The sequence below is a fragment of the Bosea beijingensis genome (genome assembly GCF_030758975.1).
GTDB lineage: Bacteria > Pseudomonadota > Alphaproteobacteria > Rhizobiales > Beijerinckiaceae > Allobosea > Allobosea beijingensis.
This window is the reverse complement of sequence record NZ_CP132359.1, coordinates 2,656,476-2,682,364: the sequence shown is the minus strand read 5'-3', so window position 1 is coordinate 2,682,364 and position 25,889 is coordinate 2,656,476. Positions and strand designations below refer to the sequence as shown.

Below are 25,889 nucleotides of genomic sequence, written 5' to 3'. Positions count from 1 at the left end.
CGGCCGGCCATGGCGGTCTACGTTTCAAGACCTGACAGGATACCGACATGACCCTCGCGCTTGCCATCCATGGCGGCTGCGGCACCTTGCCGAAGACCGAGATGACGGAAGCCGAGTGGGCCCAGGCCCGCTCCGACCTCGCCAGCGCATTGCGGGCCGGCTGGGCGATCCTGAGCAAGGGCGGCGCAGCCGTCGACGCCGTCGAGGCGGCCGTGCGGGTGATGGAGGATTCCCCGCATTTCAACGCCGGCCATGGCGCCGCCTTCAACACCGAGGGCGAGCATGAGCTCGACGCCTCGATCATGGACGGCGCGACGCTGGCCGCCGGCGCGATCTGCGGCGCCAAGCGCATCCGCAATCCGATCGTGGCCGCCAAGGCGCTGATGCTGCGCGGCGATCCGCTGCTGCTCGCCGGCCCCGCGGCCGATGATTTCGCCGAGCACGAGGGCGTCGATACCGTAGAGAACGAACATTTCTCGACCGAGCGCCGACGCAAGAACCTGGCCTCGATGAAGCTGCGCGAGATCGTCGGCACCGCCGCCGAGGCGAGCGAGGCCGAGAAGCACGGCACGGTCGGCGCCGTCGCCTGCGACGCGCAGGGCCATCTCGCCGCGGCGACCTCGACCGGCGGCTATACCAACAAGCCGGTCGGCCGCGTCGGCGATTCCCCGATCATCGGCGCCGGCACCTATGCCCGCGACGGGCGCTGCGCCGTCTCGGGCACCGGCAAGGGCGAGTATTTCATTCGCTACTGCGTCGGCCACGAGATCGCGTCGCTGATCGCCTATAAGGGCCTCTCGCTGGAGGCCGCGACGGACGCGGTCCTTGCAGAACTCTCCGAGCACAAGGTCGGCGCGGGCCTCGTCGCCGTCGATTCCGATGGCGCGATCGTCGCGCCCTACAACACCGAAGGCATGTATCGGGGATGGGTGACGGCGGATGGCCTGATCCATGTCGCCACGCATGACCATGTCGAGCTGGCGGGGCAGGCGTGAGCGAACCCATCCTGATCTGGGGCGCCGGCGCGATCGGCGGCACGCTCGGCGCCTACTGGGCGCGGGCCGGCGTGCCGGTCCTGCTGGTCGATATCGTCCAGGAGCATGTCGAGGCCTGCCGGACCAGGGGGCTCGCGATTTCCGGGCCGGTCGCGGAGTTCACGCAGGTCGTTCCCGCAGCGACGCCGGCTGAACTGACCGGCCGCTACGGCCGCATCGTGCTCGCCGTGAAGGCCGGCGCGACGGAAGCCGCGCTCGTGGCGCTGAAGCCGCATCTGACTGACGACGGCTTCGTGCTCTCCGCCCAGAACGGGCTGAACGAACTCGCCATCGCCAGGGCGGTCGGCGAGCGACGCACGATGGGCTGCTTCGTCAATTTCGGCGCCGATTGGCTGGGCCCCGGCGAAATCCTCTACGGCAATCGCGGCGCGACGGTCGTCGGCGAGCTCGATGGGACGATCAGCGAACGGGCCGCCGAGATGCATCGGCTTATGACCCTGTTCGAGCCTGACGCGATCCTGACCGACAACATTTTCGGCTATCTCTGGGGCAAGCTCGCCTATGGCGCGATGCTGTTCGGGACGGCGCTGACCGACGATTCGATGTCGGCGAACTTCGCTGATCCCGAGCGGCTGCCCGTCTGGCTGACGCTTGGCCGCGAGGTTGGCGCGGTTGCGGCCAAGCGCGGCGTGACCTCGCTCGGCTTCGGCGAGTTCGATCCGATGGTGTTTGCGCCGGGCAGGCCGGATGGCCCCCAGGTCGAGACGATCCGCTGGCTGGCGCATTACACCTCGCAGACGGCCAAGACCCATTCCGGCATCTGGCGCGATCTCGCGGTGCGCAAGCGCAAGACCGAGGTCGACCCGCAGATCGGCGTCATCGCCACGCTCGGCCGCGAGGTCGGCATCGCGACGCCGGCGCTGGAGACGCTGGTCGCACTGATCCACGACATCGAGGACGGCCGCCGCCCGATGGCCTTCGAGACGCTGAAAGTGTTGATCGACCGATGCAGATCCGCTTCGACAACCGCGTAGCGCTCGTCACCGGCGCCGCCCAGGGCATCGGGCGCGCCATCGCCGCCGCCCTGGCGGAAGCGGGCGCGCGCGTCCATCTCGCCGATATCGATGCAGGCGGCGTCGCGGCGACGGCGCGGGAGATCGGAGCGGCCGGCCATGCCGCCGATCTCGGCTCGCCCGAGGCCGCGCAGGCGCTCGTGCATGAGATCGTGGCAGCCAATGGCCAACTCGACCTCCTCGTCCATGCTGCTGGCGGCGTGCGCGGGCAGGTTGGCCGGGCGATCGAGGAGATTTCCGAGGACGACTGGCGGGTGATCTTCGCCGCCAATGTCGATGCCGCCTTCTTCCTGGCGCAGGCGGCCGCGCCCGCGATGAAGCAGGCGGGCTATGGGCGGATCGTGACGATCTCGTCTGGCGCGGGCCTGAGGCCTAGCCTCACCGGCATCCAGGCCTATGCCAGCGCCAAGCATGCGCTGGTGGGGCTGACGAAGCAGCTCGCCTGGGAGCTCGGCCCGCATGGCATCACCGTGAATTCGGTGGCGCCGGGTTTCGTGCGCTCCAACCCCGCGAGCGAACGGCAATGGCAGAGCTACGGGCCGGAAGGGCAGAAGAAGCTCGTCGAGAGCATCCACACCCGCCGGCTCGGCACGCCCGAGGACATCGCCAGCGCGACGCTGTTCTTCCTGAGCGAACAGGCCTGCTGGATCAGCGGACAGGTGCTCTCGGTGGATGGCGGGCGGTCTTAGGGGCGACCTGTTTCCCGGAAACGCATCGTCATCCCGGACAAGCGGCGCAGCCGCGCCGATCCGGGATCCATCGTAAGACGCAACGCCCTTCGATGGATCCCGGGTCAAGCCCGGGATGACGGCGTGTTTCCTCAAGAAGTCCGCTGGGCCTCAGCCGCAATTCGCCTGATCCGCCGGCATCTCGGCGCCGATCATCCAGTTCGTGCCGAAGCGGTCGGTCAGCATGCCGAAGCGCGGCGACCAGAAGGTCTCGCCGATCGGCATGGTGATCTTGGCGCCGCCCTCGGACAGGCCCGCGAAGATGCGATCCGCGTCCTCCGGGGTCGCGACGCCGACGCTGACGGAGACCGAGCGCATCGGCCCGTCACTCTGATTGGGCGGCGCATCGGAGGCCATCAGCAACTGGCCTTCGATCTCCAGGCAGGCATGCAGGATCTTGTCCCGCCATTCCGGCGCAACGTGCTCCTCCGCCGGCGTGCCCTTGTGATCCATCATCGCCTGGATCTTGCCGCCCAGAACCTTGTGATAGTGGGTGAAGGCCTCGCGGCAATTGCCCTCGAACATCAGATAGGTCGACAGTTTCATCGCATGTCCTCCTACGTGCTTGTGGGCAGCGCTCAGCGCTTGCGGTGGTACTGGGCAGCCATGAACTCGGCCCACTGGCCGTCCGGCCCGAGGGCGCGCGAGGTCAGGGTACGATGGTCCGGCGATAGGAAGGTGATGATGTCCTGATATTTCGCCATCGAGCCGTCGCCGGCCATGCTCGGCCCCTCGGTGTCGAGGACCAGCGACTTGCCGTCGGCCGAGAGCGCGCCGTCATAGGTCCACATCATCGTCATCATCGAGGCGACGAAGCTGCCGACGAAGCGGCCCTTGGCCGGGTCGAAGCCGAGCGTCATCAGGCTGGTGACCGGCTTGCCCTCAGGCCCTTCGCCCTGCCCCTCGCCCAGCGTCCAGAGCCCGCCGAGCGAGCGCACGCTCTCGGTGCCCTTCGATGAGGATGGCGGCTGGTCCGGCCCCATCGAGCAGTTCATCTCGGCGGTCCAGTCGCCGACGAGCTGGTGGAGCCACTCATGTTCCTTCTGCGGTTCGCCCATCATGGTTTCTCTCCTCTTGGGTTGTTTTTCTCGGGGTCATGGAACTGTGCGCCGCCTCAGGCGGTGCGCTCGGCCGCGGCCTTCATGGCCTTGAGTCCGGCTTCGAAATCGCCACCGACCATGCGGTCCATGTCCATGAAGACATGCATGATCTTGGCCGCGAACGGGGTCGGGCCGGTCATAATCCAGGTCACGTTCGTACCCTGGCTCTGTGGCGTCAGCGCGAAGACGACGTCGTTATGCGCCTCGAAGGGCTTGAGGAAATCGAGCTTGAGCCCGAGCTTGCCCGGCACCTGGGCCTCGGTGATGCGCATGCTGCCCTCGCCGACATTCTTGTCGCCGGCCCAGGCATAGGTCGCGCCGACCCCGGTCTCGGGGCCGCCATAGGTGCGCTTCATCGCCGGATCCTTCTTTTCCCAGGGCGACCAGGCGTTCCAGGCCCGGAAATCGGCGATCAGCGGATAGATCCGCTCCGGCGTGGCATTGATCGCGATGGAGCGGGTGACCTGAAACGTGTCGGGCTTGCGGGCGGCGAGGATCAGCACGACGACGATACCGGTCGCGACAAGGCCAAGCAGGCTGAGCAGAATGGTCTTGAGCATGACGAACACCTGAAACTGAGTTGAAAACAGGCCTTGGGCGTCAAACGCCGGGTTTACCGGGTGGTTTCGCCTTGATCTCACGGAGCATCTCGTCCAGCCGCCCCAGGCTCTGGTCCCAGAAACGGCTGTAATGCTCCAGCCATTCCGAGACGTCCTGCAGCGGGCCGGGATCGAGCCGACAAGGCCGCCACTGGGCTTCCTTTCCTCGCGTGATCAGCCCAGCGCGCTCCAGCACCTTCAGGTGCTTGGAGACCGCCGGCAGGCTCATCGCGAAGGGCTCGGCCAGCTCCTTCACCGAACTCTCGCCTTGCGACAGCCGGGCCAGGATGGCGCGGCGCGTCGGATCGGCGAGGGCTGCGAAGGTCAGGCTGAGCGGGTCCGTCGACATCGTATGAAACCGATGAGTTAATTAACTGATCGGTTTACTAACCGCATTCCCCCTGCCTGTCAATCGGCTCGGCAGCAAGCTGGCGCGAGACACCGCCGGTTGTTGTCAGGAGCGGCACCCGACAGCTAGAACCAGAGCGATACGAGGAGGGTTCATGAGCTTCGAGACCGCAGCGACACCGGAAGCGGCCGTGGACCGGCTCGAACGGCTCTATGACGAGGCGCGCTCGGCGCTGCGCGGTGACCTGCAGCGCTTCTTCGATACCGGCGAGGCGCCCACCGCCGACGACCGGGAGCGCTACCGCTACCCGATGCTGCGCGTGACCTACGAGCCCTCGAAGCTGCCGGAGGCGACGCGGCGGGGCTATGCCAAATTCGCGGTGCCCGGCATCTACTCGACCACGGTGACCCAGCCGGCCGAGTTCCGCGCCTACCTGCTCGACCAACTCAAACCGCTCGTCGCCGAATATGGCGCGACGATCGAGACCGGCGTCAGCACCCAGGAGATCCCCTACCCCTACGCCCTCGAGGGCGGCGACGAACTGGGGCGCGGCAAGATAACCGCCGCCGAACTGGCGCGCTATTTCCCGACGCCGCTTCTGGCGCTCGTCGGCGACGAGATCGCCGACGGCAGCTACGAGCTGATCGAGGGCGAGCCACGCCCGCTCTCGCTGTTCGACGCGGTGCGGGTCGATTACTCGCTGCGCCGGCTGGTGCATTACACCGGTACCGACTGGCGGGCCGTGCAGCCCTGGGTGCTATTGACCAACTACCATCGCTATGTCGACCAGTTCGTCCGGCTCGGCCTGGCCGAGATCGAGGCCGGCACGGCCGAGGCACTGATCGCACCAGGCGGCATCCGCATCGACAAGGACGGGATCGACGTCTCCGCCGCCGAGCGGGTGATGTCGGCGCCCTGGCACCGTTTCCAGATGCCGGCCTATCACCTGATCCGCAAGAACGGAGAGGGCGTGACGCTGGTCAATATCGGCGTCGGCCCCTCCAATGCGAAGAACATCACCGACCATCTCGCGGTGCTCCGGCCGAATTGCTGGCTGATGGTCGGCCATTGCGGGGGCCTGCGCCAGACCCAGATCATCGGCGACTATGTGCTGGCCCATGCCTATCTCCGGCAGGATCGCATCCTCGACGATCTCGTCCCGCCGGATATTCCGATTCCCGCGCTGGCCGAGGTGCAGGTCGCCTTGCAGCAGGCGGCCGCCGACATCACCGGCGAGAAGGGCGACCGGCTTAAGCAGCGCCTGCGCACCGGCACGGTCGTGACCCAGGACGACCGCAACTGGGAACTGCAATGGACCAAGGAGCGGCGGCGGATCAACCTGTCTCGCGCCATCGCGGTCGACATGGAATCCGGCACGATCGCGGCGCAAGGGTACCGGCTCCGCGTCCCCTACGGCACGCTGCTCTGCGTCTCCGACAAGCCATTGCATGGCGAGATCAAGCTGCCCGGCGCGGCCAACGCCTTCTATGAGCGGGCGGTCGGCGAACACCTGCGCATCGGGCTCGACGCGCTGGAGAAGCTGAAGGTCACGGGCTCGGCGATCCATTCGCGCAAGCTCCGCAGCTTCGACGAGCCGCCGTTCCGGTAGGCTGCCTCAGCCGAAGACGCCGTAGGCCAAGAGCCCGGCGATCACCCAGAGCGCGATATTGCCCCAGCGGTTGCGCCGGGCTTCGGCGCGGCCGATCGCGTCGACGCTGCGCTCATCGAGCGAGAAACCGTGCCGCGAGGCATCCTCGAGCTGGCCGAGCACGCGCTCGGCGCGGACGACCGTGTCGGGCAAGGTGGCCAGCGAGCCGAGCAGGGAGCGCGCGCCGCGCCCGGCCTCCTCCAACCGGCCGATCGGACCGAGGTTGTGCGTGATCCAGGCGCGCACCACCGGATCGGCCGTGCCCCACATGTCGAGATGCGGATCGAGCGTTCGCGCCACGCCCTCGACCACCACCATGGTCTTCTGAAGCATGACCAGCTCGGTGCGCGTCGCCATGTCGAACATGCCGGTGATCTCGAAGAGCAGGGTCAGGACCTTGGCCATCGAGATCTGATCGGCGCGCTTGTCGTGGATCGGCTCGCCGACGGCGCGGATCGCCTGGGCGAAATCGGCGACGTCGTGATGGGCCGGGACATAGCCGGCCTCGAAATGCACCTGCGCAACGCGGGCGTAATCGCGGATGATGAAGCCGAGCAGGATTTCGGCGAGGAAGCGCCGCTCCTTCAGGCCGAGCCGGCCCATGATGCCGCCATCGACCGCGACGAGACGCCCCTCCGCGTCGACGAAGAGATTTCCGGGATGCATGTCGGCATGGAAGAAGCCGTCGCGGATCGCATGCTTCAGGAAGGACTGGATGATCTTGCGCGCCAGCTCCGGCAGGTCGTGCCCGGCGGCGCGCAGGCCCTCGACATCGGAGAGACGGACGCCGTCGATCCATTCGTCGACCAGCATCTCCCGCGCCGTGAGCTGCCAATCCGGCTCCGGCACGCGGAAATCGGCGTCGTCCTTGGTATTCTCGGCGAATTCGGAGAGGGCGGCCGCTTCCAGCCGCAGGTCCATCTCCATCGCGACCGAACGCGCCAGGGTCTCGACCACGCCGGTGAAGCGCAGGCGGCGTGCCTCGGCCGAGCGCGCCTCGGCTGTCTCGGCGCCGAAGCGCATCGCGGCGAGATCGCGGTTGAAGCGGTCGCGGATGCCCGGCCGCAGGATCTTCACCGCGACCTCGCGGCCGTCCTTCAGCCGGGCACGGTGAACCTGGGCGATGGAGGCGGCGGCGACCGGCTCGCTGAATTCGGGAAACAGCGTCTCCAGCTTCACGCCATGGGCGGCCTCGACGATAGCGCGCGCTTCCGCCATCGGGAAGGCGGGCATACGATCCTGCAGGGCGGAGAGGTCCTGCGCGATCTTCATGCCGACGACATCGGGCCGCGTCGCCAGGAACTGGCCGAACTTCACATAGGACGGACCAAGCCGGGTCATCGCCGCCGCGAGGCGGGTCGCGGAAGAACCGGCGCCACGCCGCTCGATCAGCCTGCCGACGCGGATCAGCCCGCGCGCCAGCGGCGGCAGCACGGAGGGGTCGACCAGCGCCAATGCGCCCTCGCGCGCCAGCACGAAGCCGACGCGCGCGCCGCGCAGCATGTGGAAGAAGGAAGAGATCATTCGATTATAGCCGTCATGGTCACGGCAACCCCGCGCGCAGCCCTCATCCTGAGGAGCGCCGCAGGCGCGTCTCGAAGGATGCTCCAGGAGGCGCCGGAATGAACTGGACCATCCTTCGAGACGCGCTCCTGCGGAGCGCTCCTCAGGATGAGGGCTATGGGTGGGGTAGCAGGGATACTCACAGCTTCCAGCCGGAATGCAGCGCCACGACGCCGCCGGTCATGGCTGTGAACTTCGCGCGGCGGAAGCCGGCATCCTCGATCATCCCCGCGAAGGCCTGCGGCTTCGGGAACTTGCGGATGGATTCGACGAGATACTGATAGGGCTCGGCCTCGCCGGTGACCATGCGGCCCATCAGCGGGATGACCTTGAAGGAATAGGTCTCGTAGATCTTGTCGAGCAGCGGCACGTCGACATGGCTGAATTCGAGGCAGAGGAAACGCCCGCCGCGCTTCAGCACGCGATAGGCCTCGGCCAGCGCCCTGTCGATCTGCGGCACGTTCCGGATGCCGAAGGCGATGGTGTAGCAGTCGAAATGATTGTCGGGCAGGCCGAGTTCCTCGGCATTGCCCTGGACGAAATGGATGCGATCATTCTCAGGGAAGCACTTGTCGGCGCGCTCGCGCCCGACGCGGAGCATGTCGGCATTGATGTCGAGCACGATGACATCGGTCTCAGGGCCGCCGGCTTCCAGCACCGAGAAGGCGACATCGCCCGTGCCGCCGGCCACGTCGAGATGGTGGAAGGGACGATCCTTCGCCGGGTTGATCGCAGTCAAGAGCGCGCTCTTCCAGGCCCGGTGCAGGCCGCCCGACATCAGGTCGTTCATCAGGTCGTAGCGGTTGGCGACCTTGTGGAAGACGTCGTCGACCTTCGCCTGCTTCTCGGCGAGCTTCACCGTCTCGAAGCCGAAATGGGTGGTGTCGGAAGCTGCTGTCACGGTCGGGCCGGCCCTGTGCAAATCTGTCTTGTATTCGCTTGAGCCGATCAATAGCCAAAGGCGGCGGGCTTGTCGCGGGCCCTCTCGACGCAGGCTTTATTTGAGGTCGTTGACATGCCGGAGCTACCCGAGGTCGAAGCCGTCCGGCGCGGGCTGGAGCCCGCCATGCTGGGCGAGCGCTTCCAGCGCGTCGAACTCCGCCGGCCGAACCTGCGCTTTCCCCTGCCGGAGCGCTTCGCCGAGCGCCTGACCGGGCGACGGATCGAGGCGCTGTCGCGGCGGGCGAAATACCTGATCGCCGATCTCGACGACGGCCAAGCGCTGATCATGCATCTCGGCATGAGCGGGCGCTTCATCGTCGAGGCGCCGGGCACGAAGCCGACCGAGCCCGGCTCCTATTATAATGAGATCGGCCGGCACCTGATCCATGACCATGTCGTGTTCGAGATGGGGACGGGCGCGCGCGTCACTTATAATGACGTGCGCCGCTTCGGCTTCATGGACCTCGTGCCGCGCGCCGAACTCGCGACGTCGAAGCATTTCGCGGGCATGGGCATCGAGCCGCTCGGCAACGAATTGTCCGGCGAGACGCTGGCGAAGCTGTTCGCCGGCAAGTTCGCGCCCCTGAAGGCAGCGCTGCTCGACCAGCGGCTCGTGGCGGGCCTCGGCAATATCTATGTCTGCGAGGCCCTGTTCCGGGCCGGGCTTCATCCGGAGGCGGAAGCGGGCACGATCGCGACGCCGACCGGGCGGCCGCGCGAGAAGGCCCATGAGCTCGCCCGCATCATCCGCGAGGTGCTGGAGGAGGCGGTCGCGGCCGGCGGCTCGACGCTGCGCGACTTCGCCCATGCCGACGGCTCGCTCGGCTATTTCCAGCACCGTTTCAAGGTCTACGACCGCGAGGGCGAGGTCTGCGTCACGCCGGGCTGCGGCAAGCTGGTGAAGCGGCTGGTGCAGTCGGGCCGCTCGACGTTTTATTGCGAGAGTTGCCAGAAGCGGACTGTTCGCTAGGGTTTCCAGTCCGCTTAGGGTGGAAGGCTGACAGCGAACTGGTTAGCTTTGCAGCATGGAAATCATCTTTATTTATGGGCCCGCCGCAGCCGGCAAGCTCACGGTAAGTCGCGAGCTTGCGAAAATCACCGGCCTGGCCCTGTTCCACAATCACCTGGTCGTCGACGCTGTGGGAGCGGTATTCTCATTTGGCACGGAACCGTTCATTCAGTTGCGTGAGAGCTTCTGGGTTCAGACCTTCAGCGCCGCAGCCCGGATCGGGCGGTCGCTCATATTTACATTCGCTCCTGAGGCAACGGTGGATACCGGCTTCCCGGAGCGCGTGCGTGCAACGGTCGCGCCATTCGGCGGCTCCGTGGTGTTCATCGAGCTTACCGTTTCGCCCGAAGAGCAGGAGCGCCGGATCGTTGCTCCGAGCCGCCTGGAGTTTGAAAAGCTCCGCTCCGTCGACTTGTTGCGCAAATTGCGCAGCGAGTTTGACGACAGCCTGGCGGCCATGCCCAAGCCAGACCTTTTGATCGATACCGAGGCCTGCGACCCGCGCGGCGCAGCAGAGCGCATTGCCGCTTATCTTTCCGCCCGATCCGCCGCTTCGACAGGAAACGAGATCAGCTGAAGCAGGGATAGCACGCTTGATCTGGAATGCCCGCAAGGGGTGAACACCGACCTTGCCGGAAACTAATCCCCGCTCCGACAACCCATGCCTATCCTCGTCCCACCTCACCCCGAGGGGCGGCCATCCGGAGCATGCTGCATGGCGGGGAGGCCGCGCGAATGCGCGGATGCGTGCGACGCGCATGGACCGCCCTCGCGCCGCCCGCTAAAGCTGCCATCACAGGAGCATCCGGGAGGCCGCCATGGCTTATGAGACCATTCTCGTCGAGACGAAGGGCAAGGTCGGGCTGATTACGCTCAACCGCCCGCAGGCGCTGAACGCGCTGAACGGCCAGCTCATCGGCGAGATCAACCAGGCGCTCGACGGCTTCGAGAAGGACGCCCAGATCGGCTGCGTCGTCCTCACCGGTTCGGAAAAGGCCTTCGCCGCCGGCGCCGACATCAAGGAAATGCAGAGCCGCACCTTCCCCGGCACCTATCTCGACGACAAGTTCGAGGACTGGGACCGGATCGGCCGGCGGCGCAAGCCGATCGTCGCCGCGGTCGCGGGCTTCGCGCTCGGCGGCGGCTGCGAGCTCGCCATGATGTGCGACTTCATCATCGCCGCCGACAACGCCAAATTCGGCCAGCCCGAGATCAATCTCGGCGTCATCCCCGGCGCCGGCGGCACGCAGCGCCTGACCAAGGCGGTCGGCAAGGCCAAGGCGATGGACCTGTGCCTGACCGGCCGCATGATGGGCGCCGAGGAAGCCGAGCGTTCCGGCCTCGTCGCCCGCGTCGTGCCGCTCGCCGATCTCCTGCCCGAGACGCTGAAGGCGGCCGAGGCAATCGCATCGAAATCGCTGCCCTCCGTGATGATGGCGAAGGAATCGGTCGAGCGCGCCTTCGAGGTGACCCTTCAGGAGGGGTTGCGCTTCGAACGCCGCGTCTTCTCCTCGCTCTTCGCCACGGCCGACCAGAAGGAAGGCATGTCCGCCTTCGCCGAGAAGCGGAAGCCGGATTTCAAGAATAGCTGAGCAAGAGGCCATCGCCTGCCGCATGGCGGCGTCGAGCGGCGCCGCCTTGATGAAACGATCCTCCTGCTGGCAGATAGCTCCTGTCTTTCGCCAGCAGGATTTCCCGCGATGAACGCCCAAGCCGGACCGTCCCTCCCGACCTATGCCGATGTCGAGGCTGCGGCCGGTCGCCTCAAGGGCATCGCCCACCACACGCCCGCGATGAGCTCCGCCACCGCCAACCGGCGCACCAATGCCAGCCTCGTCTTCAAGCCCGAGAACCTGCAGCGCATGGGCGCCTTCAAGTTCCGCGGCGGCTACAACGCGATCGCCTCGCTCTCGCCGCAGCAGAAGAAGGCCGGCGTCGTCACCTATTCCTCCGGCAACCATGCGCAGGCCATCGCCTATGCCGGCCAGCTTCTGGGCGTGCCGACCACGATCATCATGCCGAACGATGCGCCGGCGGCGAAGGTCGCGGCGACCGAGGGCTATGGTGGGCAGGTCGTGCGTTATGACCGCTATAAGGAGAACCGGCTCGAGATCGGCAACAAGCTCTCGGCCGAGCGCGGGCTGACGATCATCCCGCCCTACGACCACCCACATGTCATCGCCGGGCAGGGCACCGCGACCAAGGAGCTGATCGAGGATGCCGGCCCGCTCGACATCCTGCTCGTCCCGCTCGGTGGCGGCGGCCTTCTGGCCGGCGCAGCACTGGTGGCGAAAGCGCTCAATCCGGGCTGCCGCGTCTTCGGCGTCGAGCCGGAGGCCGGCAATGACGGCCAGCAATCCCTGCGCAAGGGCGAGATCGTCGCGATCGGCGTGCCCAAGACCATCGCCGACGGCGCACAGACCGCCTTCCTCGGCGACCTGACCTTCCCGATCATCCAGCGCGAGGTCGAGGATATCGTCACGGTCAGCGACGACGCGCTCGTCGACGCGATGCGCTTCTTCGCCGAGCGGATGAAGCTCGTGGTCGAGCCGACCGGGTGCCTCGCGGCGGCGGCCGCTTTCACCGGCGCCGTGCCGGTCGAGGGCAAGCGCGTCGGCGTCATTCTTTCTGGCGGCAATGTCGATCTGGCGAGCTTCGCGCGCTTTATCGCCCCGTCGGCATGAGATCGGCGACCTCACGGCAATTCCGGCGTTGACGTAGCGCCGGCAAGCGACTATAGCCCCACCACTCGCGGCGGCCCGCGCAAGCTCGGCCGCCGCGCACGTTTTTCCAGCAAGGATGCGGCCAGCCCCGCCGGCAATGACGCCAGGCGCCCGGTCGCGATGAAGAGACGAGGACGTTTCGATGGCCAATACGACGTCGGCCAAGAAGGCTACGCGCAAGATCGCCCGCCGCACCGAGGTCAACAAGGCGCGCCGCTCGCGGATGCGCACCTTCCTGCGCAAGGTCGAGGAGGCGATCGCCTCCGGTGACAAGGCGGTTGCCGCCGAGGCCCTGAAGGCCGCCCAGCCGGAAATCATGCGCGCCGCGCAGAAGGGCGTGGTTCACAAGAACACCGCCTCGCGCAAGGTCTCGCGCCTCGCTCATCGCATCGGCGCCCTGGCTTCCTGAGCCAAAAGCCCTAAGCGTTTCGACGACGAAAAGCCCGGCCGCAAGGCCGGGCTTTTTCGTTGGCTTAAGAGCCTCTGTGGCACCCCTGCCACAGCCTCCGGATGAACAAAACAAAGCTGCCTTCAAGCCATTTTACTAAGCTTTCCACGGCTTTGCCGACTTGACTCTCAGGCGCCGTTCAGGGCGCGAAAATGACCTCTGGGGCGGACTTGGCCGCTCATAAAAAGGTGTTACTTTTCATCATCTTAGCGGGCAAAGGATTTTGGAAGACGGAATCGCGGCGACTCTGCGGCAGGCTTTCCGGGGGCTCGAAAAAAAAGATTCGGTCGCCTCCGAAAGGGGGAGCATGAAGAAAATCTTAAGTTCCCCAACCAATTGCAGCGGACTACCCCATGGTCAGGAACAGCCGCCGCACGGCGAGTCTCGGAAGCCGGCTGAAAGGGGTGTTGCAGCCCGTCGAGAGCGCCTTGTAAGGTCCCCCTCATCGCCGGGCGGACAGCAATGACCGCCGCGGGATTTCCAGAGATGATCAGCGTTTTGGCTCGCGACCATGGAGGTTGGAGGATGTGACCCTTTGTCTTTCTTGATCGAGATGAAGGGTGGCGTCGTCCCTCGGCGAGCCTTCCAAGCGTAATCAACAGAACCGGAACCGGAGCCTGAAGCGGCGCGATGCGCCCGTCGGGGCCGGAACCATATTGACCGGAACAACAGCGCCGGGACGGAGGCCAGGAAGCGGCCGCCGAACCCTGGGTGCGCGCATTTTCAAAGAACGGGGCCATTGATGTTCGAGCGGCAGAATTTCGGGGACATGGTCGAGACGACGCCGGTGGTGGTGACGATCGCCGCGGAAGAGACCGCCGTGGTCCAGGGCGGGGAGGTTTCGATTCAAGACGCATGGGAGCGCGTGCGCCGGCGCCTGCGGGCGGAGCTCGGCGAGGATGTCTTCTCGAGCTGGTTCGGCCGGCTGGAGATCGCGGGCATCGTCGAGGGCGTGGCCTATCTGACCGTCCCTACCCGCTTCCTGAAGAGCTGGCTCGAGGCGCATTATACCGAGCGTCTGCGGGTCAACTGCATGGCCGAATTGCCGGCGCCGAACGGCGTGCTGCTCTCGGTCCGCACCGTCTCGCGCGATCCGGCCGCCCAGCCGCAGATCGAGGCGCTGCGCAGCCGTCCGGCGACTGTCGCCGCCCCTGCCCCGACCGAGGCCGGCCGCCCTGCCGCTGTCAGCCTTCCCCAGGCCGGCGAAAGCGACCTCGTCGATGCCTGCGGCACCGCGCTCGACCGGCGCATGAGCTTCCAGAGCTTCGTCGTCGGCAAGTCGAACCAGCTCGCCTTCGCGGCAGCCGAGCGCATCGCCGCCGCGCCTGCGGGCCAGAGCCCCTATAATCCGCTCTATCTCCATGCCGGCGTCGGCCTCGGCAAGACGCATCTCCTGCAGGCGATCGCCCAGGAAGCGCGCCGCCAGGGCAAGCGCGTCGCCTATTTCACCGCCGACCGCTTCATGTACGGCTTCGTCGCCGCGCTGAAGTCGCAGACGGCGCTCGCCTTCAAGGAGAAGCTGCGCGGCATCGACCTGCTCGTCGTCGACGACGTGCAGTTCATCCAGGGCAAGTCGATCCAGCAGGAATTCGGCCACACGATCAACGCACTGCTCGATGCCGGCAAGCAGATCGTCGTTGCCGGCGATCGCCTCGCAGGTGAACTGGAAGCGCTCGACGAGCGCATCCGCTCGCGGCTCGGCGGCGGGCTGGTGGTCGAAGTCGGCGAGCTCGACGAGACGCTGCGCGCCACGATCCTCTCCAGCCGATTGGAAGCGCTGCAGACCGCGCATCCGAATTTCCAGGTCAGCCCCGATGTCGTCGCCTATGTCTCGCGCGTCGTCGCGACCAATGGCCGCGACCTCGACGGCGCCGCCAACCGCCTGCTCGCCCATGCGACGCTGTCGGGCCAGCTCGTGACGCTGGAGACGGCGGAGGCGGCAATCCGCGACCTCGTCCGCACCCGCGAGCCGCGCCGGGTCAAGATCGAGGACATCCAGAAGCTGGTCGCGACGCGCTACAATGTCAGCCGCGCCGATATCCTCTCGGAGCGCCGCACCGCGGCGGTGGTAAAGCCGCGCCAGATCGCGATGTATCTGTCGAAGGCGCTGACGCCGCGCTCGCTGCCCGAGATCGGTCGCCGCTTCGGCGGGCGCGATCACACGACCGTGCTGCACGCCGTGCGCAAGATCGAGAAGGCGATCAGCGAGGATCGCTCGCTGCATGACGAGGTCGACCTGCTGAAGCGCATGCTGCAGGAGTGAGCCCTTCGGGGTTTCACCACCGCTGTCAAATGGTTGTGGTTGCCGGAGGGGGCAGGCCTTGCGCCCCCGCCCGGTGTCCGGCAATGTCGCCGGCCACTCATTCGGCTCGCGCAGCGATGCGCGGGCGGCCAGCGCCAGAAGACTAGACAATCATGAAGGTCACGGTCGAACGTTCCACGCTGCTCAAGTCGCTGGGCCACGTCCATCGCGTGGTGGAGCGCCGCAATACGATTCCGATCCTGTCGAACCTGCTGCTCTCGGCCTCAGAGAACGGGCTCAGGCTGAAGGCGACCGATCTCGATATCGAGGTGGTGGAGACGATCGCGGCGGATGCGCCCGAGCCCGGCGCCACGACCGTTCCGGCCCACACCCTCTACGACATCGTCCGCAAGCTGCCCGACGGCGCTCAGGTCTCGCTGGAGACGACCGGGGATAGCGGCCTCGTGCTGCGTTCCGGCCGCTCGCGCTTCCAGCTCCAGACCCTGCCGGAAAGCGATTTCCCCGATATCACCGCCGGCGACATGGCCCATCGCTTCGTGCTGCCGGCCGGCGAGCTCAAGCGCCTGATCGACAAGACCCAGTTCGCGATCTCGACCGAGGAGACGCGCTACTATCTCAACGGCATTTATCTCCACACCATCGATGTCGATGGCCGCCCGGTGCTGCGCGCGGTCGCGACCGATGGCCACCGGCTCGCCCGCGTCGATACCGCCGCTCCGCAGGGCTCGGTCGGCATGCCCGGTGTGATCGTGCCGCGCAAGGCCGTCTCCGAAATCCAGAAGCTGCTGGAAGACGGCGAGAGCGAGGTTGCGGTCGAGCTCTCCGGTTCGAAGATCCGCGTCGCCACGGCCAGCGTCGTACTGACCTCGAAGCTGATCGACGGCACCTTCCCTGACTATCAGCGCGTCATCCCGAGCGGGAACGACAAGCGGCTCACCGTCGACAAGGGCGATTTCGCCGCGTCGGTCGACCGCGTCTCGACGATCTCGTCCGAGCGCGGTCGCGCCGTGAAGCTCTCGATGGCCGAAGGGCGCATGACGCTCTCCGTCACCAACCCGGATTCGGGCTCGGCGACCGAGGAGATCGAGGTCGATTACGAGGCGAGCCCGCTCGATATCGGCTTCAACGCCCGCTACCTGATGGATATCGCCGCTCAGCTCGACGGCGATACCGCTCTGCTGAAGTTGGCCGATCCGGGATCGCCGACCGTGATCCAGGATCGCGAAGGGGCTTCCGCGCTCTATGTGCTGATGCCGATGCGCGTCTGAGGGCATGCTGAGTTTTCTCGGAACCATGCCGTCATCCCGGGCTTGCCCCGGGATCCATCGAAGGGCTCCGGAGCTCCATGATGGATCCCGGAGCAGCGCTGCTTCGCAGCTTGTCCGGGATGACGGCGCGGTTCCGTCCGAAATCAGCAAGTTCTAACAGGCTGCTCCATGGCCGCCGTCGCGCGCCTGATCCTGCAGGATTTCCGTTCCTACGAGGCCCTCGATCTCCCGGTCGAGGGCCAAATCGTTGCGCTCGCAGGCGAGAACGGAGCCGGCAAGACCAATATCCTCGAAGCGCTCTCGCTGTTCACGCCGGGGCGGGGCTTGCGCCGCGCCGAGATCACGGCAATGGCGCGGCAGGGCGGCGACGGGTCCTTCGCCGCCTCGATCACGCTTGCCGATGAGGCGGGCCGGCTCGGCATCGGGCTAGGGCCGCTCGATGCGGAAGGACGCCGGCCAAGGCTTGCCCGGATCGACAGCGCCAATGTCGGCTCGGCACTCGCCTTCAGCGATTATCTGCGCGTGGTCTGGCTGACGCCCGATCTCGATGGGCTGTTCCGGGGGGCGGCCGGCGACCGGCGCCGCTTCCTCGACCGATTGGTGCTGGCGATCGATCCAAGCCACGCCACCCGCTCCAACGCGCTGGAGCGGGCTTTGCGCTCACGCAATCGCATCCTGGAAGAAAGCCCCAATCAGGGACAATGGCTCGACGCGGTTGAGCGCGAGGTCGCCGAGCTCGGCGTCGCGGTCGCCGCCGCGCGCGCCGAGACCGTGGCACGGCTCTCCGCCATCATCGCCGAGACGCGCGACGAGGCCTCGCCTTTCCCCTTCGCCGATATCGCGCTCTCCGGCGAGATCGACGCGCTGGTCGCCCGCCTGCCGGCAGTCGATGCCGAGGATGCCTATCGCGACCTGCTGCGCCAGAGCCGCCATCGCGACCGGGCCGCCGGGCGCACGCTGACCGGGCCACAGGCCTCCGATCTCGAAGTCCGGCACGGGCCGAAGGACATACCTGCAGGTCAGGGCTCGACCGGCGAGCAGAAGGCGCTCTTGATCGGGGTCGTGCTCGCCCATGCCAGGCTGGTCGCGGCGATGAGCGGGATCGCGCCGCTCGTCCTGCTCGACGAGATCGCCGCTCATCTCGATCCGCGCCGGCGCGGCGCGCTCTATGAGGGGCTGACCGGGCTCGGCTGCCAGGTCTGGATGACCGGGGCCGACGCCGCGCTGTTCGGCGACCTGCCGGCCGGCGCGCAGCGCTTTTCGGTCACGCCGGGGCGGATCGATCCGCTCGATTGATCGGTCAGGCCACGGCTTGCGATGGGACGCCTGCCGGCGTTCCTGCTAATCTCCGGCAGTTTCGGAGGCTTTCCATGGACATCTCCAGCCTTGCCCTGTTCGCCGGCGTGTATTTCCTCGCCGTCGCCTCGCCCGGCCCCGCCATCGCGGCACTGGTTGCGCGCTCGCTGTCCTCGGGCTTCCGGCGCTCCTTGCCCTTCCTCGCCGGCATCGTCGCGGGCGATCTCGTCTGGTTCACGCTGACCGCGCTGGGCCTCAGCGTTCTCATGCAGAGCTTCCACGGCGTCTTCGTCGCCATCAAATATGCCGGCTGCGCCTATCTCGTTTTCCTCGCCTACAAGGCCTGGACGGCTCCGGCCGAGGTGCCGAAGCCGTCTCCCGCCGCGCGCGGCGAGGGCCTGCGCCTGTTCCTCGGCGGCATCGCGCTGACGCTCGGCAATCCCAAGGTGATGGTGTTCTTCCTGTCGATCCTGCCGCTGGTCATCGATCTCAACGCGATGAGCACGCTGGCCTTCGTCGAGGTCGCGGCGCTGATCGCACCGATCATCACGGGCACGCTGATGGCCTATGCCTATGCCGCCGACCGGGCGCGGCGGCTCGTCGCGAGCCCGCGCGCGATGCGCTGGATCAACCGCACGACCGGCGGCGTGATGGCGGGCGCGGCTGCCGCAATCGCGACGCGGAGCTGACCGGCCTTGGCTCTGGCGGCGGGGCTCATCGATCTCGGCTTCGCGCTGTTCCATGCCGCGTTCCACCGGCTATTCGGCTGGCCGGAGCGGCTTGCGCCTTCCGGCAGCCTGAACACGGCGATCACGCAGACGCTCAACGCGATGCTGATCTTCGTCTTCCTGTCCTACGGCGCGGCCCTGATCTGGCTGGCCGGACAGGGCAACGTGCATCCCGTTCCGCCGCTCGTGGGGGCCGCGTTCTGGGGCCTGCGGCTTGCGCTGCAATTCATCTGGTTCGACCTCAAGCCCTGGCCGTCCAAGCTGATCGCGGCGGTTTTCGCGGTTGCCGCCGTGGTCCATCTGCTCGCCATATGGGTCTAGGCACAGGCTTTCGGCTCGAAAAGCTGGCCAAGCGCGCCCGCCTGCGGCACATCCCTTCCTCATGTCGCCATCCCGCGAATCAGACGCCCGCGCGATCCTCAAATCGGTCTGGGGCTATGACGATTTCCGCCCCGGCCAGTGGGAAGTGATCGCAGCCGCGCTCAATGGCGAGGACGTCTTCGCGGTGATGCCGACCGGCTCCGGCAAGTCGATGTGCTATCAGCTCCCCGCGCTGGTCGCGGGCGGGCTCACGCTGGTCGTCTCGCCACTGATCGCGCTGATGCGTGATCAGGTCGGGCAGCTCGTTCGGGCAGGCGTTTCGGCCGCCTCGCTGAACTCGATGAATACCGAGGACGAGGCGGCGCAGGCCTGGGACCGGTTGAATTCCGGCGATCTCAGGCTGCTTTTCGTCTCGCCCGAGCGCTTGGCCGGCGAGGGGCTGGTCGGCCGGCTGAAGCGCCTCGGCGTGACCCGGCTCGCGATCGACGAAGCGCATTGCGTCTCGCAATGGGGCCACGACTTCCGCCCGGAATACCGCCTGCTCGCCAAGACGCGAGAAGCTTTGGGCGGCGTGCCTGTCACCGCGCTGACCGCTACCGCCGACCGGCAGACCCAGGCCGATATCGCCCAGCAGCTCTTCCCGCAGCCGCCGCGGATGGTGGTGCATTCCTTCGACCGGCCGAACCTGAAGCTCGCCTTCGCGCCGAAGGAGCAGCCGCGCCGGCAGATCGACGATTTCCTGCGCCGGCACCGCAACGGCTCCGGCATCGTCTACTGCTCCTCGCGCAGCAAGACCGAGCGCCTCGCCGGCGCCTTAAGCGAAAAGGGCTGGAACGCCCTGCCCTACCATGCCGGGCTCGAACAGGAGACGCGCAACCGCAACCAGGACATCTTCCTGCAGGAGGACGGCGTCGTCGTCTGCGCCACCATCGCCTTCGGCATGGGCATCAACAAGCCGGATGTGCGCTTCGTCGTCCATGCCGACATGCCCGGCTCCATCGAGGGCTACTATCAGGAGATCGGCCGCGCCGGGCGCGACGGGCTGCCGGCGGATACGCTGACGCTCTACGGCGTCGACGACATGTCGCTCCGGCGCCGCCAGATCGACGAGAAACAGATCGACGACGAGCGCCGGCGCATCGAGCACAAGCGCCTCAACGCGATGATCGATCTCTGCGAGAACGCGCTCTGCCGGCGCAGTGCGCTGCTCGCCTATTTCGGCGAGGAGACGCCGCCCTGCCGTCATGGCAACGCGCCGTTCCGCTGCGATCTCTGCAGCGCGGAGGCGCCGGCCCTGCAGGACGCGACGCTCGATGCGCGAAAACTGCTTTCCGCCGTGATCCGCTCGGGCGAGCGCTTCGGCGCCGGCCATCTCGCCGATATCCTGACGGGGACGACGACCGAGGTCGTCCGCCGCCAGAACCATGATGGCCTGAAGACCTTCGGCGTCGGGGCCGACAAGCCCAAGGCCGCCTGGATGGGGCTGACGCGCAAGCTCTTCGCCGCGGGTGCGCTCGCCGAAGCCAGCGTCGAGCATGGCGGCTTCTGCCTGACGCCGAAGGGCGAAGACATCCTGTTCGGCCGCGAGAGCATCGCGCTCCGGGCCGACCCCTTCGCGGAGAGGCGCTCCCGCCGCTCCGAGCGCGACGCGGCGCGGGCCGACGGGCTCGACGAGGGCACGGCCGGCCTGTTCGAGCACCTGCGCAAGCTCAGGCTCCAGATCGCCCGCGAGGAGGGCGTCGCGGCCTATATCATCTTCACCGACCGCACCCTGATCGCGATGGCCCGTGAGCGGCCGCTAGGGCTTGACGAGATGCGCGCGATCGAAGGCGTCGGCGAGCGCAAGCTCGCACAGTACGGCGAGGCCTTCGTCGAGGCGATCTCGGAATTCCGGGGCTGACGACCGCCGCGAGCGGCCGCAAAATCCACCTCCCTACGCGCACGCACGCGTAGGCGCGTGAAAAAGCCATCGTCTCACCCTATATTGTCGTCTCGAATCAGGATCATCGCGGGCGCGTGCTCGCCCGCTCAGGAACCACTTCATGACCGACGCCGCCCTCAGCGCCCAGCCCGACGACTACGGCGCCGATTCCATCAAGGTTCTCAAGGGCCTGGACGCGGTACGCAAGCGGCCCGGCATGTATATCGGCGACACCGATGACGGCTCGGGCCTGCATCACATGGTCTACGAGGTCGTCGACAACGCAATCGACGAGGCGCTGGCAGGCCATGCCGACCTCGTCACGGTGACGCTGAATGCCGATGGATCGGTCACCGTCAGCGATAACGGGCGCGGCATCCCGACCGATATCCACAGCGAGGAAGGTATCTCGGCGGCCGAGGTCATCATGACCCAGCTCCATGCCGGCGGTAAGTTCGACCAGAACTCCTACAAGGTCTCGGGCGGCCTGCACGGCGTCGGCGTCTCCGTCGTCAACGCGCTCTCGGTCTCCCTGAAGCTGCGCATCTGGCGCGGCGGCAGCGAGCACTACATGGAATTCCGCCATGGCGACGCGGTCGCGCCGCTCGCCGTCGTCGGCCCGCAGGGCGACAAGCGCGGCACCGAGGTGACCTTCCTGCCTTCGCAGGAAACCTTCACCATGGTGGAGTTCGACTACAAGACGCTGGAGCACCGCCTGCGCGAGCTCGCCTTCCTGAATTCGGGCGTGCGGATCGTGCTGACCGATGCGCGCCATGCCGAGATCGTCCGCGAAGAGCTGATGTATGACGGCGGCGTCGAGGCCTTCGTGCGCTATCTCGACCGCGCCAAGTCGGCCGTGATCGAGAAGCCGATCATGCTGACCTCGGAAAAGGACGGCATCACCGTCGATGTCGCGCTGTGGTGGAACGACAGCTACCACGAGAACGTGCTCTGCTTCACCAACAACATCCCGCAGCGCGACGGCGGCACCCATCTTGCCGGCTTCCGCGCCGCGCTGACGCGCCAGATCACCGGCTATGCCGAAAGCTCCGGCATCTCCAAGAAGGAGAAGGTCTCGCTCACCGGCGACGATTGCCGCGAGGGTCTGACCGCGATCGTCTCGGTCAAGGTTCCCGATCCGAAATTCTCCTCGCAGACCAAGGACAAGCTGGTTTCCTCGGAAGTCCGCCCCGTCGTCGAGAACGTCGTCAACCAGGCGCTGTCCGAGTGGCTGGAGGAGCATCCGGGCGAGGCCAAGACCATCGTCGGCAAGGTGGCGGAAGCCGCCGCCGCCCGCGAGGCCGCCCGCAAGGCCCGCGACCTCACCCGCCGCAAGGGCGCGCTCGATATCGCGTCACTCCCGGGCAAATTGGCCGATTGCCAAGAGAGAGATCCCGCCAAGTCCGAACTCTTCATCGTCGAGGGTGACTCGGCCGGCGGCTCCGCCAAGCAGGGCCGCGCCCGCGAATATCAGGCCGTGCTGCCGCTGCGCGGCAAGATCCTGAACGTCGAGCGCGCGCGCTTCGACAAGATGCTCTCGTCGGACCAGGTGGGAACGCTGATCACGGCGCTCGGCGCCGGCATCGGCCGCGCCGAGGCCGATCAGGGCGGCTTCAACCTGGCGAAGCTGCGCTACCACAAGATCATCATCATGACCGACGCCGACGTCGACGGCGCCCATATCCGGACCTTGCTGCTGACCTTCTTCTACCGGCAGATGCCGGAGCTGATCGATGCCGGCCATCTCTTCATCGCCCAGCCGCCGCTCTACAAGGCGGCGCGCGGCAAGAGCCATGTCTATCTCAAGGACGAGCGGGCGCTGGAGGAATATCTGGTCGACTCGACGGTGGACGGCGCGACCTTCCGCACCAGCGAGGGCGTCGAGCGCGCCGGCGCGGATCTGCGCGCCCTGATCGAGGAAGCCCGCAACGTCCGCAACGCGCTGGCGCAGCTCCATTCGCGCTATGACCGCCGCGTCGTCGAGCAGATGGCGATCGCCGGTGTGCTGCACCCGATCAGCGAGGATGACGAGGCCAAGGCGAACGAGGCTGCCGCCTATGTCGCCCGCCGGCTCGATGCGATCTCGGATGATCTGGAGCGGGGCTGGGAAGGCAAGGTCAGCGAGGGCGGCTTCGTCTTCTCGCGGATGATCCGCGGCGTGAAGCAGGCGGCAACGATCGATGCCGGCCTGCTCGCCAGCGCCGAGGCCCGCAAGCTCGATGCCGCCGCACGCTCGTTGCAGGAGGCCTATGCCAAGCCCGGCGTGCTCGCGCGCAAGGGCGACGATTTCACCGTCAACGGCCCGAGCGACCTGTTCGACGCGGTCTCGACCATCGGCAAGAAGGGCGTCTCGCTGCAGCGCTACAAAGGCCTGGGCGAGATGAACCCCGACCAGCTCTGGGAGACGACACTCGACCGCGACGTGCGTTCGCTGCTGCGCGTCAAGAACGACCAGAACGACGAGGCCGACGATCTCTTCGTCAAGCTGATGGGCGATGTCGTCGAGCCGCGGCGCGAATTCATCCAGACCAACGCTCTGAACGCGACGGTCGATATCTGATCGTCGCGACGCAGGGACGATGGCCCAGACGACCCCCGCCACGCTGGCGCTGAAGCAGCTCGGAATCCGTTTCGAGCTGCATAGCTACAGCTACGATCCGACTGCCGAGCGCGTCGGGTTGCAGGCAGCGGAGGCGCTGGGCGAGCCGCCCCAGCGCGTGCTCAAGACCTTGATCGCGCAGGTCGACGGCAAGCCGGTCTGCATCGTGCTCGCCTCCGACCGCGAGGCCAGCATGAAGAAGGTCGCGGCGGCTTTCGGCGGCAAGGCTGCGGCAATGATGCCGGTGCCGGATGCCGAGCGCCTGACCGGCTACAAGGTCGGCGGCGTCAGCCCCTTCGGGCAGAAGCGCAAACTGCCGACGATCGTCGACGAGCCGGCCTCCTCCGAGGCGCTGGTCTATGTCAATGGCGGCCAGCGCGGCCTGCAGATCGCGCTCGCGCCGGCCGATCTCCTGAGCGCGGCCAATGCCCGCAGCGCCGTCATTTCGGCCTGATAGCGGCTCACGGCCTTCCCCTGGCCGCCGGCATCGCGTAGAGCCCTCTCCGATCAATTCATCCACCCTTCCGTCATCCCGGACAAGCCGCGAAGCGGCGCCGATCCGGGATCCATTGTAGAGCGCCAGCGCCCTTCGATGGATCCCGGGGCAAGCCCGGGATGACGTCGCGGTTCTTCCCATCGCCGACCCGCGCCGGTGATGGGCGTTCCCCTGCCAAGGTTCCCCATTTCCATGATCCGCCTCGAGAACATCAGCAAGCAGAACGGAAAGCAGATCGTCTTCATCGAGGCCTCGGCAGGGCTTCTGAAGGGCGAGAAGGTCGGCCTCGTCGGGCCGAACGGCGCCGGCAAGACCACGCTGTTCCGGATGATCACCGGCGAGGAGGCGCCCGACGAAGGCGTGGTCTCGACCGATCGCGGCATCACCATCGGCTATTTCAGCCAGGATGTCGGCGAGATGGCCGGGCGCAGTGCCGTCGCCGAGGTGATGGATGGCGCAGGCCCGGTCAGCACGGTCGCGGCCGAGCTCGCCGAGCTCGAAGCCGCCATGGTCGATCCCGACCGGGCCGACGAGATGGAAGAGATCATCGCCCGCTATGGCGAGGTGCAGGGGCGCTTCGAGGAGCTCGACGGCTATGCGCTCGACGGGCGCGCGCGCGAGGTGCTTGCGGGCCTCGGCTTCAGCGAGGAGATGATGGAGGGCGATGTCGGCGGCCTCTCCGGCGGCTGGAAGATGCGCGTCGCGCTCGCCCGCATCCTCTTGATGCGTCCCGATGCGATGCTGCTCGACGAACCGTCGAACCATCTCGATCTCGAAAGCCTGATCTGGCTGGAATCCTTCCTCAAGAACTATGACGGCGCCGTGCTGATGACCTCGCATGACCGCGAGTTCATGAACCGCATCGTCGGCAAGATCATCGAGATCGATGGCGGCGCGCTGACCAGCTATTCCGGCGATTACGAGTTCTACCAGCAGCAGCGCGCATTGGCCGAGAAGCAGATGCAGGCGCAGTTCGAGCGCCAGCAGGCGATGCTGGCCAAGGAGATCGCCTTCATCGAACGCTTCAAGGCGCGCGCCTCCCATGCCGCGCAGGTGCAGAGCCGGGTCAAGAAGCTGGAGAAGATCGACCGCGTCGAGCCGCCGCGGCGGCGCCAGACCGTCGCCTTCGAGTTCCAGCCGGCGCCGCGCTCGGGTGACGACGTCGTCAGCATCAAGAACGTCAACAAGGCCTATGGCAGCCGCAGCATCTATGACGGGCTGAACTTCCAGATCCAGCGCAAGGAGCGCTGGTGCGTGCTCGGCGTCAACGGCGCCGGCAAGTCGACGCTGCTGAAGCTCGTCACCGGCACGACGGAGCCGGACACCGGGACGGTGAATATCGGCGCCAGCGTCAAGCTGGGCTATTTCGCCCAGCACGCCATGGAGGTGCTCGACGGCGAGCGCACCGTGTTCGAGGCACTGGAGGACCGCTTTCCGCAGGCCGGGCAGGGCTCGCTCCGGTCACTGGCAGGCTGCTTCGGCTTCTCCGGCGACGATGTCGAGAAGCGCTGCCGCGTGCTCTCGGGCGGCGAGAAGGCGCGGCTCGTCATGGCGATGATGCTCTACGATCCGCCGAATTTCCTGGTGCTGGACGAGCCGACCAACCATCTCGACATCGCCACCAAGGAAATGCTGATCACCGCGCTCTCGAACTACGAGGGCACGATGCTCTTCGTCAGCCACGACCGGCATTTCCTCGCCGCGCTGTCGAACCGCCTGCTGGAGCTGACGCCGGACGGCGTCCACGCCTATGGCGGCGGCTATACCGAGTACGTCGCCCGTACCGGGCAGGAAGCACCGGGCCTGCGCAGCTAGTCGCT

24 protein-coding genes are annotated in these 25,889 nt (G+C 66.9%); 18 read left to right on the top strand and 6 right to left on the bottom strand.

Features of this window, described 5'->3' with window-relative positions:
• The first annotated feature begins 47 nt into the window (after window positions 1-47).
• From Q9235_RS12930 to Q9235_RS12920, 3 genes are read left to right on the top strand one after another with little or no spacing between them, the layout of a single operon-like run.
• The gene (locus Q9235_RS12930; RefSeq protein ID WP_306227883.1) at window positions 48-995 is read left to right on the top strand and encodes an isoaspartyl peptidase/L-asparaginase family protein; all 948 of its coding nucleotides are present in this window, start codon (window positions 48-50) and stop codon (window positions 993-995) included.
• Entirely contained in the window at window positions 992-2,029 is a 1,038-nt protein-coding gene (locus tag Q9235_RS12925; RefSeq protein WP_306227880.1) for a ketopantoate reductase family protein, read from the top strand. Before Q9235_RS12930 ends, Q9235_RS12925 begins: the two co-directional genes overlap by 4 nt.
• Window positions 2,002-2,757: an SDR family NAD(P)-dependent oxidoreductase gene (locus Q9235_RS12920; protein WP_306227878.1), complete on the top strand. Its 756-nt coding sequence runs from the start codon at window positions 2,002-2,004 to the stop codon at window positions 2,755-2,757. Before Q9235_RS12925 ends, Q9235_RS12920 begins: the two co-directional genes overlap by 28 nt.
• A gap of 150 nt (window positions 2,758-2,907) precedes the next feature.
• Here Q9235_RS12920 and Q9235_RS12915 read toward each other — a convergent pair whose 3' ends face one another.
• From Q9235_RS12915 to Q9235_RS12900, 4 genes are read right to left on the bottom strand one after another with little or no spacing between them, the layout of a single operon-like run.
• Window positions 2,908-3,342, bottom strand: a complete 435-nt coding sequence (locus tag Q9235_RS12915; RefSeq protein WP_306227876.1) for a VOC family protein — start codon at window positions 3,340-3,342, stop codon at window positions 2,908-2,910.
• 32 nt (window positions 3,343-3,374) lie between these two features.
• Window positions 3,375-3,857 (bottom strand): DUF1579 domain-containing protein, encoded by a 483-nt coding sequence (locus tag Q9235_RS12910; RefSeq protein ID WP_306227875.1) that lies wholly within the window; start codon window positions 3,855-3,857, stop codon window positions 3,375-3,377.
• A 53-nt stretch (window positions 3,858-3,910) separates the two neighbouring features.
• Window positions 3,911-4,456 carry an SRPBCC family protein gene (locus tag Q9235_RS12905; protein WP_306227873.1) on the bottom strand — a complete coding sequence of 182 codons (546 nt, stop codon included), beginning with the start codon at window positions 4,454-4,456 and terminating at the stop codon, window positions 3,911-3,913.
• Window positions 4,457-4,496: 40 nt separating this feature from the next.
• Window positions 4,497-4,844: an ArsR/SmtB family transcription factor gene (locus tag Q9235_RS12900; RefSeq protein ID WP_306227872.1), complete on the bottom strand. Its 348-nt coding sequence runs from the start codon at window positions 4,842-4,844 to the stop codon at window positions 4,497-4,499.
• 154 nt (window positions 4,845-4,998) lie between these two features.
• On the opposite strand from Q9235_RS12900, the gene Q9235_RS12895 reads away from it, so the two are divergent.
• Window positions 4,999-6,453: an AMP nucleosidase gene (locus tag Q9235_RS12895; RefSeq protein ID WP_306227870.1), complete on the top strand. Its 1,455-nt coding sequence runs from the start codon at window positions 4,999-5,001 to the stop codon at window positions 6,451-6,453.
• Between the two features lie 6 nt (window positions 6,454-6,459).
• Here the strand turns inward: Q9235_RS12895 and ubiB are convergent, their stop codons facing one another.
• Together ubiB and ubiE are read right to left on the bottom strand one after the other, a co-directional pair.
• Window positions 6,460-8,016 (bottom strand): 2-polyprenylphenol 6-hydroxylase, encoded by a 1,557-nt coding sequence (gene ubiB / locus Q9235_RS12890; RefSeq protein ID WP_306227869.1) that lies wholly within the window; start codon window positions 8,014-8,016, stop codon window positions 6,460-6,462.
• A gap of 178 nt (window positions 8,017-8,194) precedes the next feature.
• A complete protein-coding gene (ubiE, locus tag Q9235_RS12885; protein ID WP_306227868.1) occupies window positions 8,195-8,956 on the bottom strand; it encodes a bifunctional demethylmenaquinone methyltransferase/2-methoxy-6-polyprenyl-1,4-benzoquinol methylase UbiE in 762 nt (253 codons plus the stop codon).
• A gap of 114 nt (window positions 8,957-9,070) precedes the next feature.
• Here ubiE and mutM point away from each other — a divergent pair, with 114 nt between their 5' ends.
• The 14 genes from mutM to Q9235_RS12815 all read left to right on the top strand — a co-directional run bounded on the left by mutM (window position 9,071) and on the right by Q9235_RS12815 (window position 25,884).
• Window positions 9,071-9,967 (top strand): bifunctional DNA-formamidopyrimidine glycosylase/DNA-(apurinic or apyrimidinic site) lyase, encoded by an 897-nt coding sequence (gene mutM, locus Q9235_RS12880; RefSeq protein WP_306227866.1) that lies wholly within the window; start codon window positions 9,071-9,073, stop codon window positions 9,965-9,967.
• Between the two features lie 55 nt (window positions 9,968-10,022).
• On the top strand, window positions 10,023-10,583 hold the full coding sequence (locus Q9235_RS12875; protein WP_306227864.1) for a P-loop nucleotide/nucleoside kinase family protein: 561 nt from the start codon (window positions 10,023-10,025) through the stop codon (window positions 10,581-10,583).
• Window positions 10,584-10,824: 241 nt separating this feature from the next.
• Window positions 10,825-11,598: an enoyl-CoA hydratase gene (locus Q9235_RS12870; RefSeq protein WP_306227862.1), complete on the top strand. Its 774-nt coding sequence runs from the start codon at window positions 10,825-10,827 to the stop codon at window positions 11,596-11,598.
• A gap of 108 nt (window positions 11,599-11,706) precedes the next feature.
• Window positions 11,707-12,690 carry a threo-3-hydroxy-L-aspartate ammonia-lyase gene (locus tag Q9235_RS12865; RefSeq protein WP_306227861.1) on the top strand — a complete coding sequence of 328 codons (984 nt, stop codon included), beginning with the start codon at window positions 11,707-11,709 and terminating at the stop codon, window positions 12,688-12,690.
• Window positions 12,691-12,871: 181 nt separating this feature from the next.
• On the top strand, window positions 12,872-13,138 hold the full coding sequence (gene rpsT, locus Q9235_RS12860) for a 30S ribosomal protein S20 (protein WP_047581773.1): 267 nt from the start codon (window positions 12,872-12,874) through the stop codon (window positions 13,136-13,138).
• A gap of 808 nt (window positions 13,139-13,946) precedes the next feature.
• Window positions 13,947-15,440 (top strand): chromosomal replication initiator protein DnaA, encoded by a 1,494-nt coding sequence (dnaA, locus tag Q9235_RS12855; protein WP_422678372.1) that lies wholly within the window; start codon window positions 13,947-13,949, stop codon window positions 15,438-15,440.
• 152 nt (window positions 15,441-15,592) lie between these two features.
• Window positions 15,593-16,708, top strand: a complete 1,116-nt coding sequence (gene dnaN, locus Q9235_RS12850) for a DNA polymerase III subunit beta (protein ID WP_306227859.1) — start codon at window positions 15,593-15,595, stop codon at window positions 16,706-16,708.
• Between the two features lie 168 nt (window positions 16,709-16,876).
• Window positions 16,877-18,004: a DNA replication/repair protein RecF gene (recF, locus tag Q9235_RS12845; protein WP_306227858.1), complete on the top strand. Its 1,128-nt coding sequence runs from the start codon at window positions 16,877-16,879 to the stop codon at window positions 18,002-18,004.
• Between the two features lie 74 nt (window positions 18,005-18,078).
• Window positions 18,079-18,693, top strand: a complete 615-nt coding sequence (locus Q9235_RS12840; protein WP_306227856.1) for a LysE family translocator — start codon at window positions 18,079-18,081, stop codon at window positions 18,691-18,693.
• Window positions 18,694-18,699: 6 nt separating this feature from the next.
• Window positions 18,700-19,053, top strand: coding sequence for a hypothetical protein (locus Q9235_RS12835; protein ID WP_306227854.1), 354 nt, complete (start codon window positions 18,700-18,702; stop codon window positions 19,051-19,053).
• 61 nt (window positions 19,054-19,114) lie between these two features.
• Window positions 19,115-20,953: a DNA helicase RecQ gene (recQ, locus tag Q9235_RS12830; RefSeq protein ID WP_306227851.1), complete on the top strand. Its 1,839-nt coding sequence runs from the start codon at window positions 19,115-19,117 to the stop codon at window positions 20,951-20,953.
• 142 nt (window positions 20,954-21,095) lie between these two features.
• Window positions 21,096-23,534, top strand: a complete 2,439-nt coding sequence (gyrB, locus tag Q9235_RS12825; protein WP_306227849.1) for a DNA topoisomerase (ATP-hydrolyzing) subunit B — start codon at window positions 21,096-21,098, stop codon at window positions 23,532-23,534.
• Between the two features lie 19 nt (window positions 23,535-23,553).
• Window positions 23,554-24,027 (top strand): Cys-tRNA(Pro) deacylase, encoded by a 474-nt coding sequence (gene ybaK / locus Q9235_RS12820; protein ID WP_306227847.1) that lies wholly within the window; start codon window positions 23,554-23,556, stop codon window positions 24,025-24,027.
• A 234-nt stretch (window positions 24,028-24,261) separates the two neighbouring features.
• Window positions 24,262-25,884 carry an ABC-F family ATP-binding cassette domain-containing protein gene (locus Q9235_RS12815; protein ID WP_306227845.1) on the top strand — a complete coding sequence of 541 codons (1,623 nt, stop codon included), beginning with the start codon at window positions 24,262-24,264 and terminating at the stop codon, window positions 25,882-25,884.
• The last annotated feature ends 5 nt before the right edge of the window (window positions 25,885-25,889 follow it).

Excerpts from the sequence above, each read along its gene's own strand:
- Q9235_RS12930 (WP_306227883.1), top strand. The coding sequence starts at position 48 with ATGACCCTCGCGCTTGCCATCCATGGCGGCTGCGGCACCTTGCCGAAG.
- Q9235_RS12920 (WP_306227878.1), top strand. The coding sequence starts at position 2,002 with ATGCAGATCCGCTTCGACAACCGCGTAGCGCTCGTCACCGGCGCCGCC.
- Q9235_RS12915 (WP_306227876.1), bottom strand. The coding sequence starts at position 3,342 with ATGAAACTGTCGACCTATCTGATGTTCGAGGGCAATTGCCGCGAGGCC.
- Q9235_RS12910 (WP_306227875.1), bottom strand. The coding sequence starts at position 3,857 with ATGATGGGCGAACCGCAGAAGGAACATGAGTGGCTCCACCAGCTCGTC.
- Q9235_RS12905 (WP_306227873.1), bottom strand. The coding sequence starts at position 4,456 with ATGCTCAAGACCATTCTGCTCAGCCTGCTTGGCCTTGTCGCGACCGGT.
- Q9235_RS12900 (WP_306227872.1), bottom strand. The coding sequence starts at position 4,844 with ATGTCGACGGACCCGCTCAGCCTGACCTTCGCAGCCCTCGCCGATCCG.
- Q9235_RS12895 (WP_306227870.1), top strand. The coding sequence starts at position 4,999 with ATGAGCTTCGAGACCGCAGCGACACCGGAAGCGGCCGTGGACCGGCTC.
- ubiB (WP_306227869.1), bottom strand. The coding sequence starts at position 8,016 with ATGATCTCTTCCTTCTTCCACATGCTGCGCGGCGCGCGCGTCGGCTTC.
- mutM (WP_306227866.1), top strand. The coding sequence starts at position 9,071 with ATGCCGGAGCTACCCGAGGTCGAAGCCGTCCGGCGCGGGCTGGAGCCC.
- Q9235_RS12875 (WP_306227864.1), top strand. The coding sequence starts at position 10,023 with ATGGAAATCATCTTTATTTATGGGCCCGCCGCAGCCGGCAAGCTCACG.
- Q9235_RS12870 (WP_306227862.1), top strand. The coding sequence starts at position 10,825 with ATGGCTTATGAGACCATTCTCGTCGAGACGAAGGGCAAGGTCGGGCTG.
- Q9235_RS12865 (WP_306227861.1), top strand. The coding sequence starts at position 11,707 with ATGAACGCCCAAGCCGGACCGTCCCTCCCGACCTATGCCGATGTCGAG.
- rpsT (WP_047581773.1), top strand. The coding sequence starts at position 12,872 with ATGGCCAATACGACGTCGGCCAAGAAGGCTACGCGCAAGATCGCCCGC.
- dnaA (WP_422678372.1), top strand. The coding sequence starts at position 13,947 with ATGGTCGAGACGACGCCGGTGGTGGTGACGATCGCCGCGGAAGAGACC.
- dnaN (WP_306227859.1), top strand. The coding sequence starts at position 15,593 with ATGAAGGTCACGGTCGAACGTTCCACGCTGCTCAAGTCGCTGGGCCAC.
- recF (WP_306227858.1), top strand. The coding sequence starts at position 16,877 with ATGGCCGCCGTCGCGCGCCTGATCCTGCAGGATTTCCGTTCCTACGAG.
- Q9235_RS12840 (WP_306227856.1), top strand. The coding sequence starts at position 18,079 with ATGGACATCTCCAGCCTTGCCCTGTTCGCCGGCGTGTATTTCCTCGCC.
- recQ (WP_306227851.1), top strand. The coding sequence starts at position 19,115 with ATGTCGCCATCCCGCGAATCAGACGCCCGCGCGATCCTCAAATCGGTC.
- gyrB (WP_306227849.1), top strand. The coding sequence starts at position 21,096 with ATGACCGACGCCGCCCTCAGCGCCCAGCCCGACGACTACGGCGCCGAT.
- ybaK (WP_306227847.1), top strand. The coding sequence starts at position 23,554 with ATGGCCCAGACGACCCCCGCCACGCTGGCGCTGAAGCAGCTCGGAATC.
- Q9235_RS12815 (WP_306227845.1), top strand. The coding sequence starts at position 24,262 with ATGATCCGCCTCGAGAACATCAGCAAGCAGAACGGAAAGCAGATCGTC.